The following is a 24,085-nucleotide window of genomic DNA, read 5'->3' as shown; positions in this document are numbered from 1 at the left end:
GTCAGGTCACCGCGGAGGGCCGGCGGCCGTGCTCGCGCAGCAGCAGGTTCAGGTTCCCGCCGGCCTCCAGCACCTTGACCACCCGGTCGCTGGGCGGGTCGCCGCGCAGCTCGGTGCCGTCCGGCAGCCGGACCTCGGCCCGCCGCCAGTCGACCTCGACGGCGTCGAAGCGGCGCACGGCCGAGGCGATGCCCGGGACTGCCACGAGCGGCATCCCGTTGTAGGTCTCGCCGCGCCAGAACCCCGGGGAGAACGACTCGGCGAGGACGGCGCTGATGCCGAGGTTCCGCAGCGCGACCAGCGGCGGGTAGTGGGGGTGGCCGTAGCCGAAGTTGCGCCCGCCGACCACGACGTCGCCTGGCCGGACCTTGTCCGCGAAGTCGGGTTCGTACGCCTTCATACAGACCGAGCGAAGCTTGTCCGCGTCGTAGTACTTGATGTTCTCCACGCCGATGATCAGGTCGACGTCGAAGTCGTCGCCGAAGATCCAGGCGACGCGTCCGCGCAGCACGTCCGGCAGAACGGACTCCATGCCGCTCATGAGGTCACCTCCCGCGGGTCTGCGATGCGCCCGGCCACCGCGCTGGCCGCGACGGTGTAGGCCGAGCCCATGTAGATGTCGGCGGCGGTGCTGCCCATCCGGCCGGAGATGTTCAGCACCCCCGTGGAGATGCAGTTCTCGCCCTCCTGGAGCGGCCGCGCGTACCCGAAGCAGAAGTCGCAGCTGGAGATGGCGACGTCGGCGCCGGCCTCGCGCAGGACGTCGAGCAGCCCCTCCTCCTCGGCCTGCCGGTGGATCGTCTGCGAGGTCGGCACCACGTTGAGCTGCACGCCCGGCGCGACCCGGCGGCCCCGCAGCACCTCGGCGGCGGCCCGGATGTCCTCGATCCGGCCGCTCGCGCACGACCCGATGAACGCCCTGGTGATGGACGTCCCCGCGGCCTCGTCCACGCCGATGGTGTTGGCCGCCCGCGCGGACCCGGGCAGGACGACCCGCGGCCGGAGCTCGTCGAGGTCGATGGCGTGGGTCGCGGTGTACTGCGCGCCCGCGTCGCTGTAGAGCGGCTCGAACTCGGTACGGGCGACCCGGTTCGCGTACTCCAGCGCCAGGTCGTCGGGGTTGAAGATGGCGGAGACGGCGCCGGTGAACATGGCCATCCCGCACAGGCCCTGGCGGCGCCCGATGCTCATCGCGGCGGCGCCGGGCCCGGTGAACTCCATGACCTGGTGGGCGCAGCCGTCCGCGCCGACCCGGGCGATGATCTCGTGGATGAGGTCGCGGTTGTCGACCCCGGGCGCGAACGACCCGGTCAGCTCGAAGCGGGTGGAGGCGGGCACGTCCAGGAAGATCTGCCCGCTGACCCAGGCCTCCAGCAGGTCGCGGCGCACGCCCCAGCCGAGCGCGCCGAACGCGCCGAGGCCGCTGATGTGCCCGTCGAAGTGGATGAGGAACGAGCCGGGCAGCGCGTACCCCATCTCCGCCGCCACCTGGTGGCCGATGCCGCGGCCCTCGTGGACGGTGATGCCGTAGAACTCGCCCCACCGCCGGGTGACGTCGTGCACCTCCTTCTCCCGGCCGTCGCCCTTGGACAGCATGTGGTCGATGAAGACCAGGTAGCGCTCGGGGTCGTCGACCTCGGTGATGCCGAAGTCGTCGTGCATCTGCTTGAACATCAGGTCGGTGTAGCCGGGGAAGTCGTAGGCGACCATGTAGTCCGGCCGGAAGGGGTGGTTCTCTCCGGCCCGGACGTCGCCGAGGCCGGCCGCGCGGGCCAGGATCTTCTCGGTGATCGTCCGGGCGGGACGGGCGGCGCCTGCGGGGGTCATCGGTACGATCCCCCTCAGACCTGGGCCGCGGGCAGGTACTTCTCCTGCGCCCGCTCCACCTCGGGGAAGCCGATCAGCTTCACGAAGTCCATGTGCGGGAGCGCGTCCGCGCTGACCCGCGCGGGCGGCTCGCCGGAGCGCAGCCGGCGCAGCGTCTCGCGCATCGCGCCGGTCGCCGACAGCAGGATCTGCGTCGGCAGCAGCGCCAGCCGGACGCCGACCTCGCGCAGCACGTCCGGCGACAGGTCGCGCTCGACCCAGGTGGACGCGGTGAGCGTGGCCATCAGCGGGACACCGGCGCGGCGGCGGCACTCGGCCCACTCGTCCACCGAGGAGAACGTCTTGGTCACCGGCATGATCATTTCGGCGCCTGCGGCGGCGTAGGCGGCGGCCCGGTCCATCGCCTCCTCCCCGGCGGTGTCGGTGCGGGCGATCACCACCAGCCGGTCGCCGGCCGCGTCCCGGATCGCGCGGATCTTGCCGGCCGCCTCGTCGGCGCCGATCACCGGCACCGGGTCCCCGACGCAGATCGGGCAGCGCTTGGGCGCCTCCTGGTCCTCCATGAACACCGCGGCGACGCCCGCGTCGGCGAACTTGCGGGCGGTGCGGGCGGCGTTGACGGCGTTGCCGTAGCCGGTGTCGATGTCGGCGATCACCGGCAGGTCGCTGGCCTCGACGATGCGGCGGACCGCGTCGAGGTTCTCCGACATCGTGTACAGCTCCGCGTCGGGCAGGCCGAGCGCCGCGGAGATCGCGAACCCGGAGGCGCAGAGGGCGGAGAAGCCGGCCTGGTCGGCGAGACGCGCGGTGAGGCCGTCCCACACGCCGGGGGCGTAGACGACGTCCTCGGCCATCAGTTCACGGAGGCACTGCGCTGTCATCTTCATCCTTCCGGAATACGGAATAGATTCCGGGAGCTGACGATAAGTTCGATTCGGCGCGGTTGTCAACGGGTTCCCAGGCGCCGGATTCTCTGGAAGAGTTGCTGGTCAAGGCCGTACATCCGGACAGTAGGGGGTTGCGCCGCCCTACGCCAACGCGAGTTCGCAATCCGGAATATCTTCCAGTAGATGCGGATGGAGGACATGATGGAGACCTTCTGGCCGGGCATCACGGCCAACTGGGGGCGCTGGGGCCACGGGGACGAGCGCGGGACGCTGAACCTCGCCGGGCCCGACCGCGTCCGCGCCGCCGCGGCGACCGTCCGCAGCGGCCGGGCCTTGTCCCTCGCCCGCCCGTTCCGCACCGGGACGCCGGCCTACTACCCGCAGGCGGGCGACACCGCCTTCGAGCACCGGATGATCACCTGGTGGGGCTCCAACGCCGGCGGGGACGTGCAGGCGGCCAGCGACCGGGTCAGCTCCGAGTGCCACGGCCTGGAGATCACCCACATGGACGCGCTCAGCCACATCGCCCATCGGGGCCGCGGCTACGGCGGCCGGGAGTTCGCCGAGATCGCCGGGCCCGAAGGGGTCGCCGGCTGCGACATCACCTCCGCCGCGCCGGTCGTGACCCGGGCCGTCCTCGCCGACGTCCCCCGGCTGCACGGCGTGGACCACCTCCCGGCCGGGACCGCGGTCGGCTACGACGACCTGGCCGCGGCGGCGCCCGGCCTCGAACCGGGCGACGCGCTGCTCGTCCGCACCGGCCGCTGGAGCGCGCCCGCGCCGCGCGAGGAGGGCGAGGAGGGCGACCGCTACGGGCGGCTGTCCGGGCTGCATCCCGACGCGCTGCGATTCGTCCAGGAGAGGGACGCCGCCGTGGTCGGCACCGACGGGCCCGGCGACGCCTTCCCCGTGCCGGTCGCCGAGTGCCGCCTGCCGGTGCACGTGCTCGCGCTCGTCTACCTGGGCGTCCACCTCGTCCACAGCATGGCGCTGGACGAGCTGGCCGAGGCGCTCGCCGCCGAGGACCGCACCGCCTTCATGCTCACGCTCGCCCCGCTGGCCGTCCCCGGCGGGACGGGCTCGCCCATCACACCCGTCGCCGTGCTGTGAGGCCCTTCCCCAGCGCGCCGTCCGTCCCCTAGAGGAGGAACATCCATGGACCGTGCCGTCGACTTCCTGTGCATCGGCGGCGGGCTCGGCGGGCTGGCCGCCGCCGTCCGGGCGCACGACCTCGGCGCCGACGTCCTCGTCGCGGAACGCTCCGGCATGGTCGGCGGGGTCGCCGCCTACAGCGGCGGATTCGTCTGGGTCGGCGCGAACGGCCTGGCCCCTGACACGCTCGCGCCCCTCGACACGCTCGCCGCGACGGAGTCCTACCTCGACCACGTCCAGGGAGAGGGCCGCCCGGTCGACCGCGAGGCCCGCCGCGCCTACCTGCGCCGCGCCGTCGAGGCGACCGCCTGGTACCGCGAGGCCGGCGTCCCGTTCGAGGTGATCCGGAACTGCCCGGACCTCTACCACCCGGCCCCCGGCTCGACGGAGGAGGGGCGGCTGCTCGAATGCGCCGTCCCGGGCGCGAGCCTCGGCCCGTGGCGCGACCGGCTGCGGCCGAGCCCTTACTACGAGACGGGCGTGGCCCGCGACGACCTGTACTCCGAGCGCGTCCTCGACCCGGCCGTGCGGGAGCGGCTGCGGCGGGAGGGCGCCCAGCGCGACCTGCTCACCCACGGCTCCGGGCTGTCGGGCGCCTTCGTCCGGGCCGCGCTGACCGAGCGCGGCGTCCCCTGCCTCCTGCACCACCGCGCCACCGCGCTGCTCGTGGACGGCGACGCCGTCACCGGCACCGTCCTGCAAGGACCGGAGGGCCCCGTGACGGTGCGGGCCCGGCGCGGCGTGCTCATCGCCGCCGGCGGCTACGGCGGGGCACCGGACGGCGCCGAGCTGGAGGACGTCCCCGCGCTCGTCGAGTCGGCGCCGCCCGTCGTGGACGGCGACAGCCTGCTGCTGGCCCAGCGGGCGGGCGCGGCCATGGTCCGGGGCGCCGACCCGTTCTTCAGCGTCGGCCACCACTTCCCCGGCGAGACGCACCCCGGCGGCGACGTCCCGCTGTGCCGGCCCCTGCTGGAGCACCTCGGGCTGCCGCACTCGATGATCGTCAACCGGGAGGGGCGGCGGTTCGGCGACGAGAGCTACTACGGCGCGCTCATCGGCGCGATCCGGCGCTACGACGGCCGGAACAAGCGGTGGGCCAACCACCCGTCCTGGTTCCTCGCCGACGACGAGTTCCGCCGCCGCTACCGGCTGGGGCCGTACTCCCCCGGCGACGCGTGGCCGGACACGTTCGTCCGCGCCGATTCCCCGCGGGAACTGGCCGAGGCCGCCGGCATCGACCCGGACGGCCTGGTCGTGACCGTCGCCCAGTTCAACGCCGGCGCGGCGCGCGGCGAGGACCCCGAGTTCGGCCGCGGCACGCTGCCGTTCGTCCGGCGGGCCTACGGCGACCCGGCCCATGCTCCCAACCCGAACCTCGGCCCGCTCGCCACGCCGCCGTACTACGCTCTGCCGCTGTCGATCGTCGGGTTCGGCATGGGCACCCTCGGGCTGTGGATCGACGCGGACGGGCGGGTGCTGCGCCGCGACGGCCACGCGGTGCCGGGCCTGTACGCCACCGGCAACGCCGCGGCGACGAGGGAGCTCAAGGGGTATGTCACCGGCCTCGCCAACGCGCGCAACCACACCTACGCCTACGCCGCCGCCTCGCACGCACTGGACGCGCGGCCACCGACGAGCCGATAGGATCCGGAACATGTACCGGAATACGGAACCTCTGCCGGGAGCGGTCCGATGACCCCCGACGAGGACGTGGACCCCAAGAACCTGGTGATCTCGGTCCTCAAGGCCTGCCAGCTCATGGAGTGCTTCACCCGGGAGCGGCCGACCCTGACCCTGACCGACCTGACCGCGGCCACCGGGATGAACAAGACCACGGTGCACCGGCTGGCGGCCACGCTGATCCGGGCCGGCTGGCTGACCCGCGGCGACGGCGCCACCTACCGGCTCACCATGCGCCCGTTCCGGGTCGGCGCCGTCGCGCTCGCCGAGCTCAGCCTGCGCGACGAGGCGGCCCCGTTCCTGCGCCGGCTGGCCGACCGGTTCGGCGACACCGCGTACCTGATGATCCCGGGCGAGGAGGGCGCGATCTGCGTCGACATGCTCCAGGGCAACAACCCGGTCAGCGTCAACACCGTGGGAGTCGGGACCGTCCTGCCCTACCACGCCGCCGCCGGGCCGGTCGTCATCCTCGCCTACTCGCGCGAGTTGCGGGAACACTGGCTCTCCACCGGGCTCGACCAGTACACGTCCCACACGGTGACCGACGTGCCCGCGCTCACCGACCGCCTGGAGAAGGTCATCCGCGACGGCTACGCCATCAGCGAGGAGGACTACCTCTACGGCGTCGGCGCCGTCGCCGCGCCCGTCTTCGACGCGCAGGGCGACATCGCCGCCACCCTCAGCCTCGGCGGCGTGAACGCCGGCTTCCGCGGCAGCCGCCTCCTGGAGATCATCCAGGAGGTCACCGCGGGCGCCCGCGACCTGTCGGCCCGCCTCGGCCACTGACCCCGCCGGGCCCGCCGGCCGCCGGTTATTTCGGGGGCGTTCCGGCGGATCGACCCGCTATCGTGCCAGCGGTCAGCAGGCACCGCGGGACTCCCGGGACGCTCCCCGCACGGGTCCCGTACATCGGAGGGGGCACCGATGAACGCCACCGGAGGCACCGGCGCGGGTGACCACCACCCGGCGGGCGGCGGGCCGGTCCGGCCGGGCCGCCGCCGGCGCCGCCCCGCGCCCCGCCTGCCGGACCTGCACCGGCTGCTCGCGGAGGAGCCGGCCGACCCGGAACTGGTGGAGCAGGCCCGGCGGCGCAAGGAGTCCGCGCTCCTGGACTTCGGCGTCGGGCAGAGCACGGTGGCGTCCTGGCTGTACGCCAAGTGCCACCACCACATCCCGACGACGCTGATCCCCACCGCCGCGGTCGTGGCGTTCGGCGACGGCTCCCGCGCCCTGCTCTACAACCCCCGCTTCTTCATGGACCTGGACTTCGACGGCGTCAAGTTCGTCCTGTTCCACGAGGCCCGCCACCTGATGCACCGCCACCTGCACGTGGACGAGGACCTGCGGTCCGACCCGGCGTTCACACTCGCCGCCGAGGTGGCCATCAACCACGTCGCCCTGGAGCGGCTGCGGTGGTCAGGCCTGCCCACGGTCCCGTCGGACGAAGGCGAGGACGGACACGAGGACGGACGGAAGCCGGTCGGCGTCGATCCCGCCGAGGTCTACGAGGCGTACCAGGAAGACCTGCGGCAGCAGGGCCTGTCCCCGCTGCCCTACGAGGACTTCATCCACACCGACCTCACCGTCTACGGCGAGTTGCGGCGGATGAGGGCGTTCGACGAATCCGCGCCGGGGTTCTGCATCCACCTGGACGGTCACGCGGGCGACGCGGTGCCGCTGGATCCCGAGACCGTGGAACGGCTGGGCGGCGAGGTGCTGCACCAGGTGATGCAGGCCGCCCTCCGGGGCGACCCGGCGGCGCGCGCCGAGCTGCTCGACCTGGCCGACCGGACGGCCGACGGCGGGGAGCGGCTGTCCCGCCTCTGGGGCGACCTCGGCCTGGACAGGCTGCGCGGCACCACCCCGGCGACCCGCCGCGTCGACTGGTGGCAGCGGTGGCTGGTCGACGTGCTCGCCTCGAAGCTGAGCGAGAGCGACCGGCTGATCTACCCGAAGAAGCACGGCGCGATCCTGCTGGCCCTGGGCCACGATCCGATGCTGACCCGGCGCGGGCCCGAGCGGACGAAGGTCGTGCTCATCGCGTTCGACACGTCCGGGTCGATGCCGGACGCCGTGGTCGAGTGGCTCACCACCCTGGTCGGGCAGACCGACGGGGTGGAGAGCCACTGGCTCGGCTTCGACGGGGTGGTGACGCCGTTCGTGCCGGGCGAGCGGGTGGTCGGTGGCGGCGGCACCAACTTCCAGAACGTCGTCGACTACGCCGAGGGCCGGGCCGAGGTGAACGGAAAGCGGTTGGACGCCGAGCCCGATGCGATCATCATGGTGACCGACGGGTGCGCGCCCGCCGTCACCCCCGCCGACCCCGACCGGTGGATCTGGCTCATCACCGACGGCGGCGACGACTGGCCGGACCGGCACGATCCCCCGATGGCCTGCCACCGCGTCACGCCCGGATGAGGAGCGAGGAGACAGCAGCGATGACCGCGACGGAGCCGTCCAAGGCGAAGCACAGGGCGGGCCGCCGCTGGTGGAGGCGCAACGCCACCTACCCGCAGCCCCCGGACGACGGCCCGACCGCCAAGCTCGAGAAGTTCATCGACGCCATGGTGGCGACCGGCCAGACCGGGCAGATCTTCGGCGAGCACGGCATCGGCAAGACGTCCACGTTCGTGTCGTACATCCCGAAGCGGTTCCCCGGCACGACCCTCGTCGTCATCCCCGCGGCGAACCTCACCCCGGACGACCTGCTGGTCAACGCCCCGGTCCGCGACGACGACAGCGGCGAGCTGGTGCTCCGCCAGCTCGTCATGCGCCAGCTCGTCCCCGGCAAGCCGTTCGTCCTCCTCATCGACGACTCGCTCCAGGCGGGCAGCACCGTCCAGTCGCAGCTGATGCAGATCGCCTGCAACTGGACGCTGGGCGAGTACGACCTGCGCGAGCTCGGCTGCGTCGGCGTGTTCCTCACCGACAACGAGTCGCTGGCCGAGACCAGCGTCCGGCGTTCCGACCTGGCGATCCTCGACCGGATGGTCACGATCCGCCTGACGCCGAACGACACCGCGTGGCGGCAGGCGCTCGCCGCGCGGTTCCCCGAGTGGGATCTGCGGGAGGTGTTCCGGGAGTGGGCCTCGCTGAGCCCGCGCCTGCGGTACCTGCTCTCCCCGCGCACCCTGGAGCACGTCCTGCACTGCGCCCGCGCCGGGTTCCCGCTCGCCTGGGGGCTGCCGCTGCTGAACGGCGCCCGGCTGGCGCTGACCGAGGAGGGCAAGGACGGCGAGCCGGGCCGCGACCGGACGGCGGACGTGCTGGACGCCATCGCCGCGGCGGTCGGGGCGCGCAATCCCGCGACCGTCACAGACCCGGTCCGCCGCATCCTGCGGGCCGCGATGACCCACCGCTGGGCGGTGCTGCTGCAGGGCCCGCCCGGCTGCGGCAAGACGGAGATCACCAAGCAGATCGCCCGGGAGGAGACGGGCCGCGACCCCGTCTACTTCTCGCTGCCGGTGACCAACGTCGAGGACCTGTGCGTGCCGGTGCCCGCCCCGGACGGCTCGCTGACCGCGATGCTCGCCCGGTCGCTGCTCGACCCCGAGCCCAAGGTGCTCGTCTGGGACGAGTACAACCGGCCGAAGGACAAGGCGACCTTCGCCAAGCTGATGGAGGTCACGCAGGAGTGGACGCTCGCCGGGCGCCGCATCCCGAACCTGCGCGCGCAGGTGGCGCTGCAGAACCCGCCGTACTACCTGGGCCGCAAGATGCTGGTCGCGAGCAACAACGTGGCGCAGGCGAGCCGGTTCACGATCAGCTACGAGGTGCTCCCGGACGACATCCCCGCCAACGAGTGGCTCATCTCGACGTACGGGGACACGGCCGAGACGGTCCTGGAGTGGTGGAAGAACGACATCGACGACGAGGGCCGCGACTGGATCACCAAGCGCACCCTGGAGCGGCTGATCAAGCTGCACGAGGCGGGCATGCCGCTGGAGCCGGGCCTGATCTATCTCGGTGACGGCGAGTACGCCCCGGTGCCGCTGTCCGCGCTGGAGGCGCGGCTGGCCGGCCGCCCCCAGATCGGCCTGGCCGAGCTCGCCCGCAACCGCGCGAGCTGGGAGGCCCGGCTCGCCGCCGCGGCCGAGGCGTCCGCCGAGGGCACCGACGACACCGACCTGGTGCACCAGGTGTTCTCCAACGCCGAGGTGTCGCAGCTCGAACGGCACCTCGACGTCGTGGCGAGCCTGCTGCGGTACCTGCCGCCGAAGCTGCGGGCCACGTACCTGGTCGGGCAGACCCCGGAGCGGCAGCGCTTCTGGGTGGACGCCCTCGCCAAGATGGCCGAGCCGTCCTAGTCGTCGTCCTCGTCGTAGTCCTCGTCCTCGTCGTCCTCCCAGTCCTCGTCGATGTCCGCGTCGGGGTCGAACTGGCGGATCATCGGGACGGGCACGGTGGACCGCTCGTGGCCGACCGTCCAGGTGTTGCGGAAGAAGTCGAACTTCAGGTGCCGGCAGCCGTCGGCCTCGGCGAACAGGATCGGCGGGACGAGGAAGTGCGCCGCGTCGACGGCGACCGCGGTGGCGATCCAGGTGTCGGCCGAGGGAAAGGGCGGACCGCCCTGGCAGGCGGCGAAGTTCACCGGCGCCGGCGACCGCTTGCCGAGGACGTGGATGCGGTTTCCCTCGACGACGAACATGTCCGGGTCGAGGAGCACGTCCTCGCCGAGCATCAGGATCGGCGCGGGCATGACGTCGGCCTTGGCGGCTTCCTGGGCGCGGGCGTAGTGCTCGATGATGTCGGCGTTGCGCGTGGTGTCGAAATGGGGGCCGATGACGTCACCGCTGCAGATCGCGCAGGCGCAGTCGGGCAGGTCTCCGGTGTCGGCGTCCTCGGGCTCGGGAAAGAGCATGGACTTGTCGAACGGCACGACCGGCGACTCGCCGCTCTTGCCCGTGAGGAACGCCGGGATCCAGTCCGTGCCGTCGGCCTCGATCACCTCCGCGTCGCACAGCGTGCGGAACGCGGCGTCACCTATCTTGCAGTTGAAGTAGTCCAGGAGCGCGATGGCGGCGCATTCGGCCGGGGAGAGCCCGTCCTTCGCCTCGAACCAGAAGTCGTGGCCGTTCGCGACGTAGTGCACGCCGCGGAAGTTCTTGTGGACGAACGGCTCTCTCCCGGACGCGGGCGTCAGGCCGTTCCAATGCGCGGCGGCGACCCTGTTGTAGTAGGTGTCGGCGTGGCGGGCGAGTTCGGGTGCGAAGACGCTCTCGCCCGTCCAGTAACAGGCCTTGGCGAACAGCGCGCCGATCTCCGGGTCGTGCTTGAGGCCGTCGCCGGTGAAGACGAGTTCGGTGCGCAGGAACACTTTGCGGCCGTCGCGGTAGGGCGCGCCCTCGTGCTCGTACCGCTGGTCGAAGACCACGCAGGTGAAGGGCTCGATCGCGGTGAGCGCGCCGCCTTCCGCGAGGTCGAGGGCGGGTTCTCCCTCGCCTCCGGTGAGGTAGAGCAGCACGGTGTAGCGGGAGACGTGATTCCGCCCCGCGTCGTAGTAGGGCGTGTCGAGGTGGGGATGGAAGTTGGCGTCGCCGGGCTCGAAACGGTTGCAGCGGAAGACGGGGTTCACGTGCGAGAAACCGTCGAGCAGCGAGTCAGGCATCGCCTCGCGCACCGCTTCGGTGAGCGCCTCGGCGAGCAGCCCCGAATGGAAGATGAAGCGTTCACCGCCTCGGGATGAGGCGTTGAGCGGCGGGACGTAGAGGTTCAGCTCATCGAGGCTTTCCAGTAGCGACCTGGTGGGCGCCGGGAGCCGGAGCGAGAGCGTGTACGCATCCTTCGCGAACTCGTCGCACCCGGTGAGTTCGAAGTCAAGCGGGACGTCCGAGAAAAGGCGGTCGAGCGGGAGGATGTTCTCGAACGTCCGGAACGAGAGTTCGCGCGGGTCGGCGAAGACGGCGGCGAGGTCCGGCATGGCCTCGATGGGACGGGCGAACAGGTCCCGGGCCTCGCCGTCGATGCGTTCCGCGTCGACGAAACGCACCTGCTTGAACCGCGCCGTCGGATGCCAGGAAACGGCGAGCCCGTCCACGGTCGCGGCGGGTTCGGCGTCGGTCGCGTCGACCAGCGCGCGGTATTCGGCGACCTCGCCGGCGGGGGCGTCGCCGGTCGACAGCGCGAAGAACCGGTCGCGGAGTTCAAGGCTCATACGCTTCTCCAGAAGCTGCGCAGTGCGGGTGGGAGCTGGGGTGCCTGCGCGAGCAGCGCCGCACCTTCGTCCCCGACGTCCGAGCGGTACAGGAGAAGCCGCGTGAGGGACGGGACGAACGGCGCCGCGAGCAAGGCCCGCACGCCGTCCACGCCGATCTCGTTGTAGCGCAGGTCGAGGTCGGTCAGGCCGGTGAAACGGTGCAGCGCGGGCATCCCCTTCTCGGTGATCACGTTGTTCTGGAGGCGCAGGCGGCGGACCCCGTTGAAGAGGGGGGCCGAGGCGAGGGCCGCCAGCCCGGTGTTGCCGATGCCGCAGTACCGCAGGTCGAGCGTCTCCAGCGGGTGGCCGCCGGCGGCGGTCCCGAGGTCGGCGGCCTCGGCGCGCAGGTAGGCCGACACCGCGAGCGTCTTCGCGCCGAGCGCGCCGATGCGCAGGTACGACAGGTCGAGCTCGGTGAGCCCGCCGAGGTCGAGCGTCGCGAGCGCGCCCGTCTCGACGGTCGTGGCGGGGGTCGGCTCGCCGTCCTCGTCGCGGTCGTCCTCCCAGTACAGGTGGTCGTCCTCCCCGCCCTCCGGCGCCGTGATCCGCAGCGCCGTGACCGACGGTACGCGCAGGGCCCGGCCGATCAGCACCGGCGCCGCGTCCGACCATTCGACGGCGACCTTCGCGGCGGCCCCGCCGCGATGCCGCAGGACGGTCACCCCCGCCGGCGGCCGTTCAAGATCAGCTGCCTCCATTCGGCGCATCCTAGGTGCGACCACCGACACCCGGGGCGCGAATGGACGGTCCGGCCCGCGCCGCGCGCGGGCCGGACCCGCTCAGGAGTTCGCCGAGATCCGCAGATTCGGCGGGACGACCTCCTCGTAGGTCGGGAGGCGCTTGACCAGGCCGGTGCTGCGGTGGAACTGGATGGCCGAGTCGAACGAGGCGCGGGTGAAGCCGATCTGCGGGGGGATCTCCCGCTGGATGATCGGGGGCAGCTCGGCGAGGGCCTTGGGGTCGGTGCCCTTCAGGTAGCCGGCCAGCAGGGCGGGGATCTCCTCGGGGTGGTCGTGGATGTCGCGCTGCGCTCGGGCGAGGGCGCGCTGGAAGGCCGCGATCTCCTTGCGCTTCTTGTCGATGAGGCGCTGGGTGGTGAAGACGACGCCGTGCGTGGTGTTCTGGAAGCCGGGGATGTCGCCGCGGACCGGGGAGATGTAGAGCGACCCGGCGCCCGCGGCCTTGGCCTGCTGCGCGATCGGCTGGAAGAACGACAGGGCGTCCACCCGGCCGGTCTTCAGCGCGCCTATGGCGGAGGTGGCCTTGGCGCCGAGGTTGACCAGCTCGGCGTCCCGGTCGGACCGCATCCCGACCCGCTGGAAAAGGTAGGTGATGAGCGCCTCGGTGCCGCTGCCGGGGCCGGTGATGCCGATCTTCTTGCCGCGCAGGGCGCGGATCCGGTCGTCCAGCGGGGCGGACGCGGGCGCGCCCGGGAAGTCCGGGCTCACGATGACGTCGACGTAGTACCGGTCGACGAGGTCGCCGACCAGGCGCGTCCCGTCGTCGATGCGGCGCAGGTTGAGGGCGTCGGTGAGGACGCCCGCGCCGACGTCGATCCCGCCGGACTTGAGCGCCGCCGCCACCTTGGCGCCGGTGCCGAGCCGCGGGCGGTCGCCGAGCCGCACGCCCTCCTGCTCGAAGTAGCGCTTCTGCTCGGCGACGTACAGCGGGAAGAACGCGATCGAGTTGCTGATCTGGCCGACGTTCAGCACTCCCGGCGGGGTGGTGGACGTGCGCTTGGCGCACCCGGTGGCCACCAGGACGAGGGCGAGCAGCGCCGCGGTGAGGCGCCTGACCGGGGCGCGCGTCATCGGCGGGCCTCCAGCGGCTTCCAGCGGCTCAGCCTGCGGTCGAGCAGCCCGACGAGCAGGTTCAGCACGGCGGCGATCACGCTCAGCACGACCAGCGTGGCGAACACCCCGGCGGTGTCGAACTGCGCGGCGGCGTCGTTGATCAGGTAGCCGAGGCCGCGGTTGGACGCCACCAGCTCACCGATCACCGCGCCGATCAGCGCGTACGGGATGGCGACCTTCAGGCCGGTGAGAACGCCGGTCATCGAGCCGGGCAGCACGACCTTGAGCAGCACGTGCGCCCGCCCGCCGCCCATCAGCCGGACCGCGTCGATCAGCCCCCGGTCCACCTCCCGGACGCCCGCGACGGTGTTGAGGAACACCAGGAAGAAGACGGTCGCGGCGGCGAGGAACACCTTCATGTTCATGCCGATGCCGAACCAGACGATGAACAGCGGGGCCAGCGCCACCTTCGGGATCGAGTACAGCGCCATGATGAACGGGTCGAGCACCCGGTAGAGCACGCTCGCGGACGCCAGCACGAAGCCGATCACCACGCCGAGCGCCGCGCCCAGCGCGAACCCGTAGGCGATCTCCTGGATGGTGACCCAGGTGTTGGACCACAGGACGCCGTCCTCGTGCCATTCGACGAGGCGCTCCCAGATCTCCGACGGCCTGCTGGTGAAGATGACGTCGAACCACCGGTCCGCCGCCCACTGCCAGATGAGCAGCACCGCCACCACGAGGACGACCCGGGCGGCCCACACGCCGGCCGTGCCGCCGTACTTGCCCATGAATCCGCGTTCGATCGGGACGGTTTCGGGTGCCCCGCCGTTGTCGACGTCCGGGACGGGCTTGGTCTCCGCGCTCATCGCGCTCCCTCCCTCAGGGCGTCGGTCAGCTTGCGGTGCAGGGCGACGAAGCGGGCGTCGACCCGCATCTCGTCGGGGTCGCGCGGCCGGGGCAGGCCGATCTCCTCGTCCAGCACGATGCGGCCGAGGCGGCCGAGCACGACCACCCGGTCCCCGAGCAGCAGGGCCTCCTCGATGTCGTGCGTCACGAACACCACGGTCTGGCCGCTGCCCTGCCAGAGCCGGAGCAGCTCCTTCTGCAGGTCGGAGCGCAGCTGGGCGTCGAGGGCGCCGAACGGCTCGTCCATCAGCAGGGTCTCGGGGTCGCCGACGAGCATCCGGGCGAGGCTGACCCGCCGCCGCATGCCGCCGGACAGCTCGCGCGGGTAGTGCTTCTCGAACCCGCGGAGGCCGACGCGCTCGATCAGCTCCTCGGCCCGCTTCCGGCGCTCGCGGGCGGGCACCTTCCGCAACTCCATCGGCATCTCGATGTTGCGCCGGACGTCCCGCCAGGGCATCAGCGTGTCGGACTGCGTCAGGTAGCCGACCTCGACGCGCGGCCGGGACACCGGCTTCTCGCGGTACAGCACCTCGCCGGAGGTGGGCGGGATGAGCCCGGCGAGCAGGTTGAGGATGGTGGACTTGCCGCAGCCGCTGCGGCCGAGCACGCTGACGAAGCCGCCCTCGGCGACGTCCAGGCTGAAGTCGCGGAGCGCGACGATCCCCCGATCGTCCTTGACGAACTGCTTGCTCAGATTCTTGATCTTCAGGACCTCGGTCATCGCCGGGCCTCCTCGGCATCATCGGCGCCGGAGGCGCCCCGGGGGGTGTGGGGGGTCGTCCCCCCTCGGGAGACATCGCTCTTGTCGGCGCCGGCCAGTCGGCGGGTGTTGCGGACCGCCATGGTCCGCACCTCCTCCTCGGTGAATCCCTCGGCGAGGAGCCGGTCCGCCATGAGCGCCAGCCCGTCCTCCACAGGCGGGTTGAACGGCTGGCCGAGGTCGCTGGACAGGACGGAGTGCTCCGGCCCGACGGCCCTGATGTTCTCCACCCAGACGTCCCAGGAGACCTTGCCGGTGTAAGGGGTGGTGAAGCAGCGCTCCATCAGGGCGCCCTTGGCGGCGAGGTCCCGCTGCCGCTCGACGCCGACCCGCTGGGAGGTGAACTCGGGGTGGGTGACGACGATGCGCCGCACGCCCTCCTCGACGGCGGCGTCCACGACGGTGCCGATCTCGGCGGTGCTGAGGTGGCCGGTGGCGAGCGTCATGTCGTGCTTGGCGATCACCCGGAGCACCTGCCGGGTGGCGTCGTTGACCTTCCCGCCCGCGTCGACGACGTCCACGGGGTCGGCGGCCATGCCGTCGGCGCGCAGCTCGTCCTGCAGCTGCGCCCACATGGGCGGACGCGCCCCTTCGGGGTCGTGCGCCGTGCATTCGCGCTGGTTGGCGCTGTCGACGGTCGGCAGCCAGACGAACTGCGCGCCGGCGCGCCCGGCCAGCTCGACCGCGACGGGGTTCATGCCCCCGACGGACCCGTTGAGCGTGATCGCCCCGACCGCGCCGAACCCGGGGTGGGCGGCGCGGACCACGGCGGCGCGCTCCGCGGTGGGGAAGTAGTGCGACTTCAGCACGAATCCGCCGAGTCCCACCTCGGCGAACCTCGGTGCGAGCGCGAGGTCGTCGATGCGGCGCCGCATCACGTCCGGGGCCACGTGGATGTGCACGTCGTACCCGCCCCGGACGAGGTCCCGGGCGCGGGCGGACGGCTTCGGATGGTCGGTCATCCCTGCCCCTTATGTCGCCATGACTGATGCCGAGATTGTTAACAATTTCGGCGACATCGTCAATAGCCAGGCCTCGGCGTCGTCATCCGAGGGGCTTGACGTACCGGTGCACGGGAACGTCCACGCGGCCCGTCGCCGTGGGCGCCGAGTAGGTCATCGGCCCCGTGTCGCGCCATCCGTGGAACTCGTAGAACCGGCGCGCCCGCGTGTTGCCCGGCACGACCGCGAGCCACGCCTCGGAGTGCCGCCCCGAGAACCGCTCCTCCGCGGCTCGCAGCAGCGCCCCGCCGACGCCCCCACCGCGGGCGGACCGGTCGACGGCCAGCTGGACGACCTCGCCGTCGTCGTCCCCGAGGATGATCAGCCCGAGCAGGCGGTCCTCCACGTCGACCGCGACGACCGTCGACGGCGCGTACTTCTCCGCGTGGGCCTCGAAGTGCTCCGGCCCGCGGACCGCCATCAGCTCGTCCGGCACATGGCCGACGTGCCCGTCGAGCCAGGCCGCCCGCCAGAGCGGAGCCAGCCGCGGCACGTCGTCCGGTCGTGCGGCGCGCAGGATCATCGCCCTCACCCTCCCCCTGTCGTCACTGACATAGCCGGTTACGCCAGTGACACGCTAGGCATGCCGGAGTTCCCCGGTCAATGACCTACCCGGACGCGCATGGGCGGGTTAAGGGCGCGGGCAAGAGGTCGTCCAGGACGGGTCGAGCCGCCTCCGGCGGCGGCCGGGCGGCCGTAGGGTCCGTGCGAGCCGCGCCGACCGGGCGCGGCGCGGTTGTGTTCGGGGGGAGGCGCGCCATGAGGGCACGCGGGAAGGTGACGGCCGCGGCCGGGGCGGTCGCGGTGGCGGCCGTCTCCGCCGCATGGCCGGCGCGGGCGGAGGACAGGTGGGTCCTCGTCGCCCGCGAGGGGTTCGACCGCCCGCTGCGGGTGGACGGCGCGGCGTGGCGCCTGGACCCGCAGGGGCCGCGCAGCCCGTGGCACGTCGACGCGTTCGACGACGACGGCGAGGCCTGGAAGAAGATCAGCGGGCGGCGGTTCCAGCGGCGGCTCGACACGCTGAACGTGTTCCGCAAGCGCGTCGCGTTCGGGCGGAAGGGGTGGCTCACCGCCGAGGTCGCGGCCGTCGACAAGGACAGGGACGGGCGCCCCGACTCCCGTCCCGGGGTCTCCAGGGCCTCGCTGCCGGGCGGCCAGAGGGTCGCGCGGATCTCCGAGCCGAGCTGGGACGCCGGGGTGCTGATCCGGCCCACCCGCCCGCTCCCCCGGCACTACCGCGTGGAGATGACGCTGCGCGGCATCGACTTCGGGGGCAAGCGGCACGGCACGTTCGACTACAACGGCCGGCACAACGGCTACACCCGGGAGCCCTGCAAGACCCGGTACCCGTGGACGTTCCAGGGCGCGATCCCCGGCAAGAAGCGCTGCCAGTACCCGGACGTGACCAGGGAGAACGGCTTCTACTACCTGACGATCCTCGACTACGCGACGCCCGCGCCGCACGGCAACCCCGGCATCCACTTCCGCCGCAAGGTCATCATGGACGGCTACTACAGCGACGACGCCCGCTGGAAGAACGCCGCGACCTGCAACCCGAAGACCCGCCGGATGTACCGGACGTTCGACGGCACCTTCAACGGCGTCAACGCGCTGTTCCCGCGCGGCGACCGGTTCCGCGAGGCCGCCAACAACAACATCAGCAACGAGTACTACGCCAAGACCGCCTGCGGGAACGCGTCAATGGACCAGCGCTACGGGCCGGGCGGCAAGTTCGAGGGCCACCTGACCAGCGCCGAGATCCGTCCGGAGCTGCTGCCCAAGGCCGCCTACCGGTTCGCCATCGAGCGCGACCGCACCGGGTACACGCTGGAGATGAGCGGGCCGTTCCTGCACTCGGGGCAGCGGACGCTGCGCGTCCACCACGACTTCGTGGAGAACGGCCGCCCGATCTGGCACTACAACCAGACGCCCGGCGAGTACGACGGCAGGTTCGACCGCAGGCTCGTCCACAAGGGCCCCGCCGGGACGTACACGACGGAGCACGCGTGGCCGAAGGGCTCGGCCTACCCGGACTCGTTCATCATCGGCGACCCGCACCTGAACTACTACGAGGGGGAGGCGTACGTGGACGACATCCGCCTGTACGTTCCCGGGGGCGAGAAGTAGTCAGCGACGGCGGCTCAGCAGCGCTTGATCCAGGAGCACTCCAGCTGCGGCCCGGTCTGCGCGGTGCGCAGCGTCCGGGTCGCGGCGGCGGGGTCTCCCCCGGCCAGCCGGATGGCGATCTTGTCCTCGATGTCCTTGGGCGCGGCGCCCTGGTAGCCGTTGAGCACGACGGAGAAGACCAGCCTGCTCCCGGCCTGGTCGGTGACGTAGCCGGACAGGCCGGTGGCGCCGGTCAGCGTGCCGGTCTTGGCGTGCACGTTGCCCGCCGCCGGGGTGTTGCGCATCCGCGAGGTGAGCGTCCCGCCGACCAGGCGGTCGGGGTCGCCGGCGATCGGCAGCGCGGCGTACCAGGTGGAGTACCAGGGGGCCTTCTGCGCCTTCGTCAGGACGGTGCTCAGGTCCTGCGACGTGGTGCGGTTGCTGCGGGACAGGCCCGACCCGTCGGCCATGTCGAGCCGCGCGGCCGGGACGCCCTGGCCGCGGACGTACTTCTCGATCACCGGCAGGCCCGCCGTCCAGCTTCCGCTGTTCCTCTTCGCCCGGCCGATCGCCTTGACCAGCGTCTCGGCGATCATGTTGTTGCTGAGCTTGAGGAACGGGGTCATCAGCTGCGACAGCGGCATCGAGGCGCGGGTGGCGAGCCGCGCGGCGCCCTTGGGCGTCCGGCCGCGCTCGGTCGTGCCGCCGACCTGGACGCCGTGCGCCTTCAGCGCGGTGCGGAAGACGTCCGCCGCGTACATGGTGGGGTTCTCGACCGTGCGCAGCGTGCTGTACGTCGAGCCGCCGGCCGGGTAGGAGCCGCTGACCACGATGGTGTTGGTCCCGTTGTCCCGGTTGACCGACAGGGTGGACGCCGAGCCCGGCGCGCCCGTCACCGCACGATTGTCGATCTTGACGACATGGGTGGCGGGGGCGAGGGCGACCTTCACCGGCTCGCCCTCGGCGCCCGGCGCCACCGTCACGTTGACGGAGCCGGCGTCGAAGTCGTCGTTCGGCGAGACGGTCAGCGCGGACGTCTGGCCGGCGTAGTAGTACTGCAGGTCGGTGGGGTCCCAGTGGGAGGGGACGCGGACGGCGTCGAACCAGGAGTCGTCCGCGACCAGGTCGCCCTCGACGCGCTTGACGCCCCGCGCAGCGACCTGGGCGGCGAGCCGGTCGTAGTCGGCGGCCTTCATCGTCGGGTCGCCGGTGCCCTTGAGGTACAGGTCGCCCTTGACGGACGAGCCCGCCACCTTCCCCGCGTACACGCTCGTCCGGAACCGGTACCCGGTGCCCAGCAGCGACAGCGCCGCACCGGAGGTGTAGATCTTCAGGTTCGAGGCGGGCAGCACCGCGTTCTTCGGGCCCCGCGCGTACCGGACGGCCCCGGTCTTCGCGTCGCGGACCACGGCTCCGACGGTGGCGCCCTTGAGGCGCTCGTCGGCGAGGATGGCGTCGAGGTCCTTGCCCAGATCCCCCGGCGCGGCGGCCGGCGCCGCCGCCGGTGCGGCGGTGACCTGGGCGTGTGCCGCCGGTGCCGCGAGCACCGACGATCCGGCGAGCAGGACGGACGTGATTCGCACCAATGGTCCACGCATGGAGAGCGATCGTAGGGCATTGATCAACTCCAATACAGGAGAACGGCGCGAACGGGCATGGCTCACCACATGGCGTCGAGAAGCTCCGTGACCGCGGCGACGTCGAGGGGGCGGGGGTTCGGGTACGGCTCGGCCACCACCCGTTCGGCGACCCTCGGCAGCTTCCCCCGGGGCACGTCGAGCTGGGAGAGGCGCGTCGGCCCCTCGTGGGCGCGGGCCGGCTCGGCGACGGCGGCGACCGGGTCGGGCCCGGTCACCCGCGCCAGCCGGGCGGCCGCGGCGGGCGCCGACGGCAGGTTGAACGCCATCACGTGCGGCAGCAGCATCGTGTGCAGCTCGGCGTGCGGAAGGTCGAAGGCGCCCCCGAGAACGTGCGCGAGCTGGTGGTGCAGGCCCATCCGGGTCTGCGCGAGGCAGATCCCGGCCAGCCACCCGGCCGACTGGAGGCGCGCCCGGCCTTCGAGGCCGGACGGGTCGTCCAGCACGCCGGGCAGCGCGCCCAGGATGCCGGCGAAGGCCTCGGTGGCGAGCGCGTCGGTGACCGGCGTGGCGTCCGGCGCCCACAGGGCCTCGACGGCGTGGGCGAGCGCGTTCATGGCGCTGGTCCGGGTCAGTCCGGGCGGCATGCCCAGCGTGAGGCCGGGGTCGTAGACGACCGTGCCCGGCGCCAAGGTGGGGTCGCGGCGGGTGGTCTTCACCTTGTCCTCGGTCTCCCCGAGGACGGGCGTCATCTCCGAGCCCGCGTAGGTGGTCGGGACGGCGACCTGCGGCATTCCGGTCCGCGCCGACAGCGCCTTGGCGAGCCCGATCGCGGACCCGCCGCCGATCGCGACGACGCAGTCCGCGTCCCCGGCGAGCCCCATGGCCTCCGCGGTCACGGCGACCGGCGTGTGCGGAGCCGGCCGGTCGAACCGCGCCGCCAGCCGCGGCCCCAGCGCCGCCGCGACCCGGTCGGCGGCGCCGGCGGCGGACCGGGTGGCGACCAGCAGCACCCGCCGCTCCCCGAGCCGCGCGACCTCCGCGCCGACGCGCTCGACCGCCCCCGGCCCGATCACCACGCGCACCGCGAGCGTCTCGTGAACGGACACCGCACCGCCGCCGCTCATGCCGACCACACGAAAAGGAGAGTCATGCGTTCTCTCATAGCCGCCGGAACCGTCCCGCGTCCAGGAGCGGGGCGGCGGGTGTTACCAGGGGATCGGGCCGTCGTCTTCGAAGAACCCGCCGGTGGGGCCGTCGTCGGGGAGGGTCGCGAGGTGGATTCCGATCGCCGCGCCCTGCTCCGGGGTGCGGTGTCCGCGGAAGCCGTTGAGGTCGGTCGCGCAGAAACCGGGGCAGCCCGCGTTGATCAGGATGTTCGTGTCCCGCAACTCCTTCGCGTACTGGACGGTGACGGCGTTGAGGAACGTCTTCGACGGCGAGTAGGCGGCCGCGATCGGGCCCGTTTCGGCGCCGAGGGTGGTCTGCCGGGTCAGGGAGCCGACGCTGCTGGACATGTTCACGATCCGCGGCGAGGACGAGCGGCGCAGCAGCGGCAGCATCGCGTTGGTGACGCGGATGACGCCGATCACGTTGGTCTCCACGACCGTCCGCATGGTCTCGGGGGCGACCCGGGTGGGTTCCTGCGGCGCGCCGCCGGTCACGCCGGCGTTGTTGACCAGCACGTCGAGCCGCCCGGCCCGCTCCCGGATCAGCTCCGCGGCGGCGGCCACGCTCGCGTCGTCGGTCACGTCCAGCGGGACACCGAAGGCATCGGCGCCGCCCGCGCGCAGCTTCTCCACGGCGGCCTCCCGGCGCTCCGCGTCCCGGGCGCCGACGCCGACGCTCCAGCCGAGGGCGCCCAGGCCGGCCGCGATCTCGTACCCGATCCCCTTGTTCGCGCCGGTCACCAGCGCGATCGTCTTTTCGCTCATGCGTTCATCCTGCGCGCCCCCGGGGCGAGGGCTCCAACACCGTCTGAGTAGGCCGTGATACCTCGCGGGTATCGTGACGGTCATGGAGACGCGGGAGCTGCGGTACTTCGTCGCCGTCGCCGAGGAACTGCACTTCGGCCGCGCGGCGGAGCGCCTCGGGATCGCGCAGCCGCCGCTGTCGCGGGCGATCCGCCAGCTCGAACGGCGGCTCGGGGTCACGCTGCTGGAGCGGACCAACCGCACCGTCGCGCTCACCGAGGCCGGATCGGTGCTGCTCCGCGAAGGGCGGGCCGCCCTCGACGCGATCGCGGCCGCCGACCGCCGCACGCGCCGCGCCGCGCAGGCCGAACCGGGTCTTGTCCTGGTCTCCAAGGCCGGGGCGACCAGCGAGCTGCTGCTGAAACTGCTCGACGCGTACGCCGCGGAGCCGGGCGCGGTCACCGTCGAGGTGCTCCTGTGCGGCCCCGGCGAGCAGGAGCGGCTACTCCGGGACGGCCGGGCCGACGTCGCGCTGCTGCACCGGCCGTTCGACTCGGTGGCCGGCTTCGACACCGAGGAGCTCCACACGGAGGGCCAGGTGATCGTCCTGCCGTCCGGGCACCCGCTCACCGCCGAGCCTCACCTGCGCATGGCCGACGTCACCGCGCTGCCCGGCCTGCCGCTGCCCCGCTGGCCCGGTCTCGACGGCACGTACGCCGACGGCCCCGGCCCGGCGGTCCGGGACCACGCGCAACTGCTGCAACTGATCACCCTCGGCCGGGCCTCGGCGGTCCTGCCGGAGTCGGTCCGGACCCACCTGCACGAGGGCCTCACCACCGTCCCGCTGCTGGACGCCCCACTGGTGACCACGGTGATCGCCTGGCCCCCGCACAGCCGCTCCCAGCCCCTCGCCGCCCTCGTCCGGGTGGCGACCGGCCTCCACACCCACCACGAGCCGGTCCACCCGAACGCCGAGCCGAGCCCGTCCACCTGAAGCGTGGCGGCCTACCGGGAGCCGAGGCGGACGGGGAGGGTGCGGGGGCCGCGGACCTGGCCGGCGGCCCAGGTCACCGCGGACGGGTCGTCCAGGGTGAAGGACGGGACGCGTTCGAGCCACACCTCCAGGGCCACCCGGAGCTCCATGCGGGCCAGGTGGGAGCCGAGGCAGCGGTGGATGCCGAGGCCGAACGCGGCGTGCCTGTTGACCTCCCGGTCGATGACGACCTCGCCCGCCCGGTCGAACTGGGCCGGGTCGCGGTTGGCCGCGGGGAACGACAGCAGGACCCAGTCCTCGGCCTTCATGTCGACGCCGCCGAAGCGCGTGTCCTCGCGCACCAGGCGCGCCATCGTGACCGGCGCGTAGGCGCGCAGGAACTCCTCCATCGCGGTGGGCAGCAGCGACGGCTCGGCGACGAGGCGCTCCCGGTCGGCCGGGGTCTTCGCCAGATGCCACAGGGACGCGCCGATCGCGCTCCACGTCGTGTCGATCCCGGCGATGAGCAGCAGCGCCATCGTCCCGGAGACGTGGGACGGGTCGAGCTTGCGCCCGTACAGCTCGGCGTCGATCAGGTAGCTGGTCAGGTCGTCGCGCGGGTGGGCGACGTGGTCGCGGATCTGGTCGAGGAGGTAGTCGAAGAGCGTGTCCATGCGGGCGATGCGCTCGTCCGGCGGGAGGTTGACCCCTTCGAGGGTGTTCTCGACGAACTCGCGGAACTTCGGGCCGTCCTCCGGCGGGAAGCCGAGCATGTCGGCGATGACGCGGATCGGGATGTGCTGGGCGTACTCCTGGGCGGCGTCGACGGTGTCCCGGCCCTCGAAGGAGTCGATGAGGGAGTGGCAGAAGGCCCGGGTCGCCGGCTCCAGGCGCCGCACCGCCGACTTGGTGAACGCGGGCAGCAGCAGCTTGCGCGCGTCGTGGTGGAACGGCGGGTCGGACGAGATCGGCGGCGTGACGCCGACCGGCGCCACCTCGCGCGGGGGGCGGAAGTTGCTCATCACGACCGAGCGGGAGGTGAAGCGCTCGGTGTCGTAGGCGACCGCCGCGACGTCCTCGTACCGGGTCGGCAGCCAGCCGCCGCCGAACCGCCCGGTGTGCGCGACCGGGCAGCGGGACCGCAGGTCGTCCTGGATGGGATACGGGTCGGCCGCCCATTCCGGTTCCAGGTGGGAGAAGTCGGTCGCCCAGTCGGCCACCGGGCCGGTGACGACCTCGTTGCGGGTGCCCTCCGGGCGGCTCTCCCGCTGTTCCTCGAAGCTCTTGGCGAAGCGGTCGTCGGCGGCCATC

21 protein-coding genes are annotated in these 24,085 nt (G+C 72.5%); 7 read left to right on the top strand and 14 right to left on the bottom strand.

What is annotated here, in order from left to right; genetic code table 11:
* Position 1 precedes the first annotated feature (1 nt).
* Genes BM339_RS37865 through BM339_RS37855 form a run of 3 tightly spaced genes read right to left on the bottom strand, consistent with a single transcriptional unit; the run spans position 2 to position 2,708 of the window.
* Positions 2-541, bottom strand: coding sequence for a LeuD/DmdB family oxidoreductase small subunit (locus BM339_RS37865; RefSeq protein WP_021596404.1), 540 nt, complete (start codon positions 539-541; stop codon positions 2-4).
* Positions 538-1,827 carry a 3-isopropylmalate dehydratase large subunit gene (locus BM339_RS37860; protein ID WP_021596403.1) on the bottom strand — a complete coding sequence of 430 codons (1,290 nt, stop codon included), beginning with the start codon at positions 1,825-1,827 and terminating at the stop codon, positions 538-540. Before BM339_RS37860 ends, BM339_RS37865 begins: the two co-directional genes overlap by 4 nt.
* 14 nt (positions 1,828-1,841) lie before the next feature.
* Positions 1,842-2,708, bottom strand: a complete 867-nt coding sequence (locus tag BM339_RS37855) for an isocitrate lyase/PEP mutase family protein (protein ID WP_143118761.1) — start codon at positions 2,706-2,708, stop codon at positions 1,842-1,844.
* A gap of 189 nt (positions 2,709-2,897) precedes the next feature.
* Here BM339_RS37855 and BM339_RS37850 point away from each other — a divergent pair, with 189 nt between their 5' ends.
* The 5 genes from BM339_RS37850 to BM339_RS37830 all read left to right on the top strand — a co-directional run bounded on the left by BM339_RS37850 (position 2,898) and on the right by BM339_RS37830 (position 9,853).
* The gene (locus tag BM339_RS37850) at positions 2,898-3,824 is read left to right on the top strand and encodes a cyclase family protein (RefSeq protein WP_075024002.1); all 927 of its coding nucleotides are present in this window, start codon (positions 2,898-2,900) and stop codon (positions 3,822-3,824) included.
* Between the two features lie 45 nt (positions 3,825-3,869).
* The gene (locus BM339_RS37845; RefSeq protein ID WP_075024001.1) at positions 3,870-5,510 is read left to right on the top strand and encodes an FAD-dependent oxidoreductase; all 1,641 of its coding nucleotides are present in this window, start codon (positions 3,870-3,872) and stop codon (positions 5,508-5,510) included.
* A gap of 48 nt (positions 5,511-5,558) precedes the next feature.
* Complete coding sequence (locus BM339_RS37840) at positions 5,559-6,332, top strand: IclR family transcriptional regulator (protein WP_021596399.1); 774 nt, start codon at positions 5,559-5,561, stop codon at positions 6,330-6,332.
* Positions 6,333-6,470: 138 nt separating this feature from the next.
* Positions 6,471-7,964 carry a DUF2201 family putative metallopeptidase gene (locus BM339_RS37835; protein WP_021596398.1) on the top strand — a complete coding sequence of 498 codons (1,494 nt, stop codon included), beginning with the start codon at positions 6,471-6,473 and terminating at the stop codon, positions 7,962-7,964.
* A 20-nt stretch (positions 7,965-7,984) separates the two neighbouring features.
* Entirely contained in the window at positions 7,985-9,853 is a 1,869-nt protein-coding gene (locus tag BM339_RS37830; RefSeq protein ID WP_075024000.1) for an AAA family ATPase, read from the top strand.
* On the opposite strand, the gene BM339_RS37825 is transcribed toward BM339_RS37830, so the two are convergent.
* From BM339_RS37825 to BM339_RS37795, 7 genes are all read right to left on the bottom strand, one after another.
* Complete coding sequence (locus BM339_RS37825) at positions 9,850-11,700, bottom strand: 2OG-Fe(II) oxygenase (protein WP_075023999.1); 1,851 nt, start codon at positions 11,698-11,700, stop codon at positions 9,850-9,852. The two genes, BM339_RS37830 and BM339_RS37825, sit on opposite strands and share 4 nt — an antisense overlap.
* On the bottom strand, positions 11,697-12,440 hold the full coding sequence (locus BM339_RS37820) for a leucine-rich repeat domain-containing protein (RefSeq protein WP_177287880.1): 744 nt from the start codon (positions 12,438-12,440) through the stop codon (positions 11,697-11,699). Before BM339_RS37820 ends, BM339_RS37825 begins: the two co-directional genes overlap by 4 nt.
* A gap of 81 nt (positions 12,441-12,521) precedes the next feature.
* The gene (locus BM339_RS37815) at positions 12,522-13,553 is read right to left on the bottom strand and encodes an ABC transporter substrate-binding protein (protein WP_075023997.1); all 1,032 of its coding nucleotides are present in this window, start codon (positions 13,551-13,553) and stop codon (positions 12,522-12,524) included.
* The gene (locus BM339_RS37810; RefSeq protein WP_021596393.1) at positions 13,550-14,404 is read right to left on the bottom strand and encodes an ABC transporter permease; all 855 of its coding nucleotides are present in this window, start codon (positions 14,402-14,404) and stop codon (positions 13,550-13,552) included. The genes BM339_RS37815 and BM339_RS37810 overlap by 4 nt, the downstream gene beginning before the upstream one ends.
* A complete protein-coding gene (locus BM339_RS37805; RefSeq protein WP_021596392.1) occupies positions 14,401-15,165 on the bottom strand; it encodes an ABC transporter ATP-binding protein in 765 nt (254 codons plus the stop codon). Before BM339_RS37805 ends, BM339_RS37810 begins: the two co-directional genes overlap by 4 nt.
* Entirely contained in the window at positions 15,162-16,166 is a 1,005-nt protein-coding gene (locus tag BM339_RS37800) for a DUF6282 family protein (protein ID WP_218163868.1), read from the bottom strand. Before BM339_RS37800 ends, BM339_RS37805 begins: the two co-directional genes overlap by 4 nt.
* Before the next feature lie 82 nt (positions 16,167-16,248).
* Positions 16,249-16,728, bottom strand: coding sequence for a GNAT family N-acetyltransferase (locus tag BM339_RS37795; protein WP_021596390.1), 480 nt, complete (start codon positions 16,726-16,728; stop codon positions 16,249-16,251).
* Between the two features lie 236 nt (positions 16,729-16,964).
* Here BM339_RS37795 and BM339_RS37790 point away from each other — a divergent pair, with 236 nt between their 5' ends.
* On the top strand, positions 16,965-18,332 hold the full coding sequence (locus BM339_RS37790) for a hypothetical protein (protein WP_052357378.1): 1,368 nt from the start codon (positions 16,965-16,967) through the stop codon (positions 18,330-18,332).
* 14 nt (positions 18,333-18,346) lie between these two features.
* Here the strand turns inward: BM339_RS37790 and dacB are convergent, their stop codons facing one another.
* From dacB to BM339_RS37775, 3 genes are all read right to left on the bottom strand, one after another.
* Positions 18,347-19,909, bottom strand: a complete 1,563-nt coding sequence (gene dacB, locus BM339_RS37785; protein WP_075023996.1) for a D-alanyl-D-alanine carboxypeptidase/D-alanyl-D-alanine endopeptidase — start codon at positions 19,907-19,909, stop codon at positions 18,347-18,349.
* 62 nt (positions 19,910-19,971) lie between these two features.
* Positions 19,972-21,015, bottom strand: coding sequence for a maleylacetate reductase (locus BM339_RS37780; RefSeq protein WP_075024033.1), 1,044 nt, complete (start codon positions 21,013-21,015; stop codon positions 19,972-19,974).
* Positions 21,016-21,096: 81 nt separating this feature from the next.
* The gene (locus tag BM339_RS37775; RefSeq protein ID WP_021599573.1) at positions 21,097-21,822 is read right to left on the bottom strand and encodes an SDR family oxidoreductase; all 726 of its coding nucleotides are present in this window, start codon (positions 21,820-21,822) and stop codon (positions 21,097-21,099) included.
* An 82-nt stretch (positions 21,823-21,904) separates the two neighbouring features.
* On the opposite strand from BM339_RS37775, the gene BM339_RS37770 reads away from it, so the two are divergent.
* On the top strand, positions 21,905-22,795 hold the full coding sequence (locus BM339_RS37770; protein ID WP_021599572.1) for a LysR family transcriptional regulator: 891 nt from the start codon (positions 21,905-21,907) through the stop codon (positions 22,793-22,795).
* An 11-nt stretch (positions 22,796-22,806) separates the two neighbouring features.
* Here BM339_RS37770 and BM339_RS37765 read toward each other — a convergent pair whose 3' ends face one another.
* The gene (locus tag BM339_RS37765; protein ID WP_021599571.1) at positions 22,807-24,084 is read right to left on the bottom strand and encodes a cytochrome P450; all 1,278 of its coding nucleotides are present in this window, start codon (positions 24,082-24,084) and stop codon (positions 22,807-22,809) included.
* Position 24,085: the final 1 nt, after the last annotated feature.

This window comes from Actinomadura madurae (genome assembly GCF_900115095.1).
Lineage (GTDB): Bacteria > Actinomycetota > Actinomycetes > Streptosporangiales > Streptosporangiaceae > Spirillospora > Spirillospora madurae.
This window is presented reverse-complemented; position numbering and strand designations above follow the sequence as displayed.

Coding starts and splice junctions, on each gene's coding strand:
- BM339_RS37865 (WP_021596404.1), bottom strand. CDS start 541: ATGAGCGGCATGGAGTCCGTTCTGCCGGACGTGCTGCGCGGACGCGTC.
- BM339_RS37860 (WP_021596403.1), bottom strand. CDS start 1,827: ATGACCCCCGCAGGCGCCGCCCGTCCCGCCCGGACGATCACCGAGAAG.
- BM339_RS37855 (WP_143118761.1), bottom strand. CDS start 2,708: ATGACAGCGCAGTGCCTCCGTGAACTGATGGCCGAGGACGTCGTCTAC.
- BM339_RS37850 (WP_075024002.1), top strand. CDS start 2,898: ATGCGGATGGAGGACATGATGGAGACCTTCTGGCCGGGCATCACGGCC.
- BM339_RS37845 (WP_075024001.1), top strand. CDS start 3,870: ATGGACCGTGCCGTCGACTTCCTGTGCATCGGCGGCGGGCTCGGCGGG.
- BM339_RS37840 (WP_021596399.1), top strand. CDS start 5,559: ATGACCCCCGACGAGGACGTGGACCCCAAGAACCTGGTGATCTCGGTC.
- BM339_RS37835 (WP_021596398.1), top strand. CDS start 6,471: ATGAACGCCACCGGAGGCACCGGCGCGGGTGACCACCACCCGGCGGGC.
- BM339_RS37830 (WP_075024000.1), top strand. CDS start 7,985: ATGACCGCGACGGAGCCGTCCAAGGCGAAGCACAGGGCGGGCCGCCGC.
- BM339_RS37825 (WP_075023999.1), bottom strand. CDS start 11,700: ATGAGCCTTGAACTCCGCGACCGGTTCTTCGCGCTGTCGACCGGCGAC.
- BM339_RS37820 (WP_177287880.1), bottom strand. CDS start 12,440: ATGGAGGCAGCTGATCTTGAACGGCCGCCGGCGGGGGTGACCGTCCTG.
- BM339_RS37815 (WP_075023997.1), bottom strand. CDS start 13,553: ATGACGCGCGCCCCGGTCAGGCGCCTCACCGCGGCGCTGCTCGCCCTC.
- BM339_RS37810 (WP_021596393.1), bottom strand. CDS start 14,404: ATGAGCGCGGAGACCAAGCCCGTCCCGGACGTCGACAACGGCGGGGCA.
- BM339_RS37805 (WP_021596392.1), bottom strand. CDS start 15,165: ATGACCGAGGTCCTGAAGATCAAGAATCTGAGCAAGCAGTTCGTCAAG.
- BM339_RS37800 (WP_218163868.1), bottom strand. CDS start 16,166: ATGACCGACCATCCGAAGCCGTCCGCCCGCGCCCGGGACCTCGTCCGG.
- BM339_RS37795 (WP_021596390.1), bottom strand. CDS start 16,728: ATGATCCTGCGCGCCGCACGACCGGACGACGTGCCGCGGCTGGCTCCG.
- BM339_RS37790 (WP_052357378.1), top strand. CDS start 16,965: ATGAGGGCACGCGGGAAGGTGACGGCCGCGGCCGGGGCGGTCGCGGTG.
- dacB (WP_075023996.1), bottom strand. CDS start 19,909: ATGCGTGGACCATTGGTGCGAATCACGTCCGTCCTGCTCGCCGGATCG.
- BM339_RS37780 (WP_075024033.1), bottom strand. CDS start 21,015: ATGAGCGGCGGCGGTGCGGTGTCCGTTCACGAGACGCTCGCGGTGCGC.
- BM339_RS37775 (WP_021599573.1), bottom strand. CDS start 21,822: ATGAGCGAAAAGACGATCGCGCTGGTGACCGGCGCGAACAAGGGGATC.
- BM339_RS37770 (WP_021599572.1), top strand. CDS start 21,905: ATGGAGACGCGGGAGCTGCGGTACTTCGTCGCCGTCGCCGAGGAACTG.
- BM339_RS37765 (WP_021599571.1), bottom strand. CDS start 24,084: ATGGCCGCCGACGACCGCTTCGCCAAGAGCTTCGAGGAACAGCGGGAG.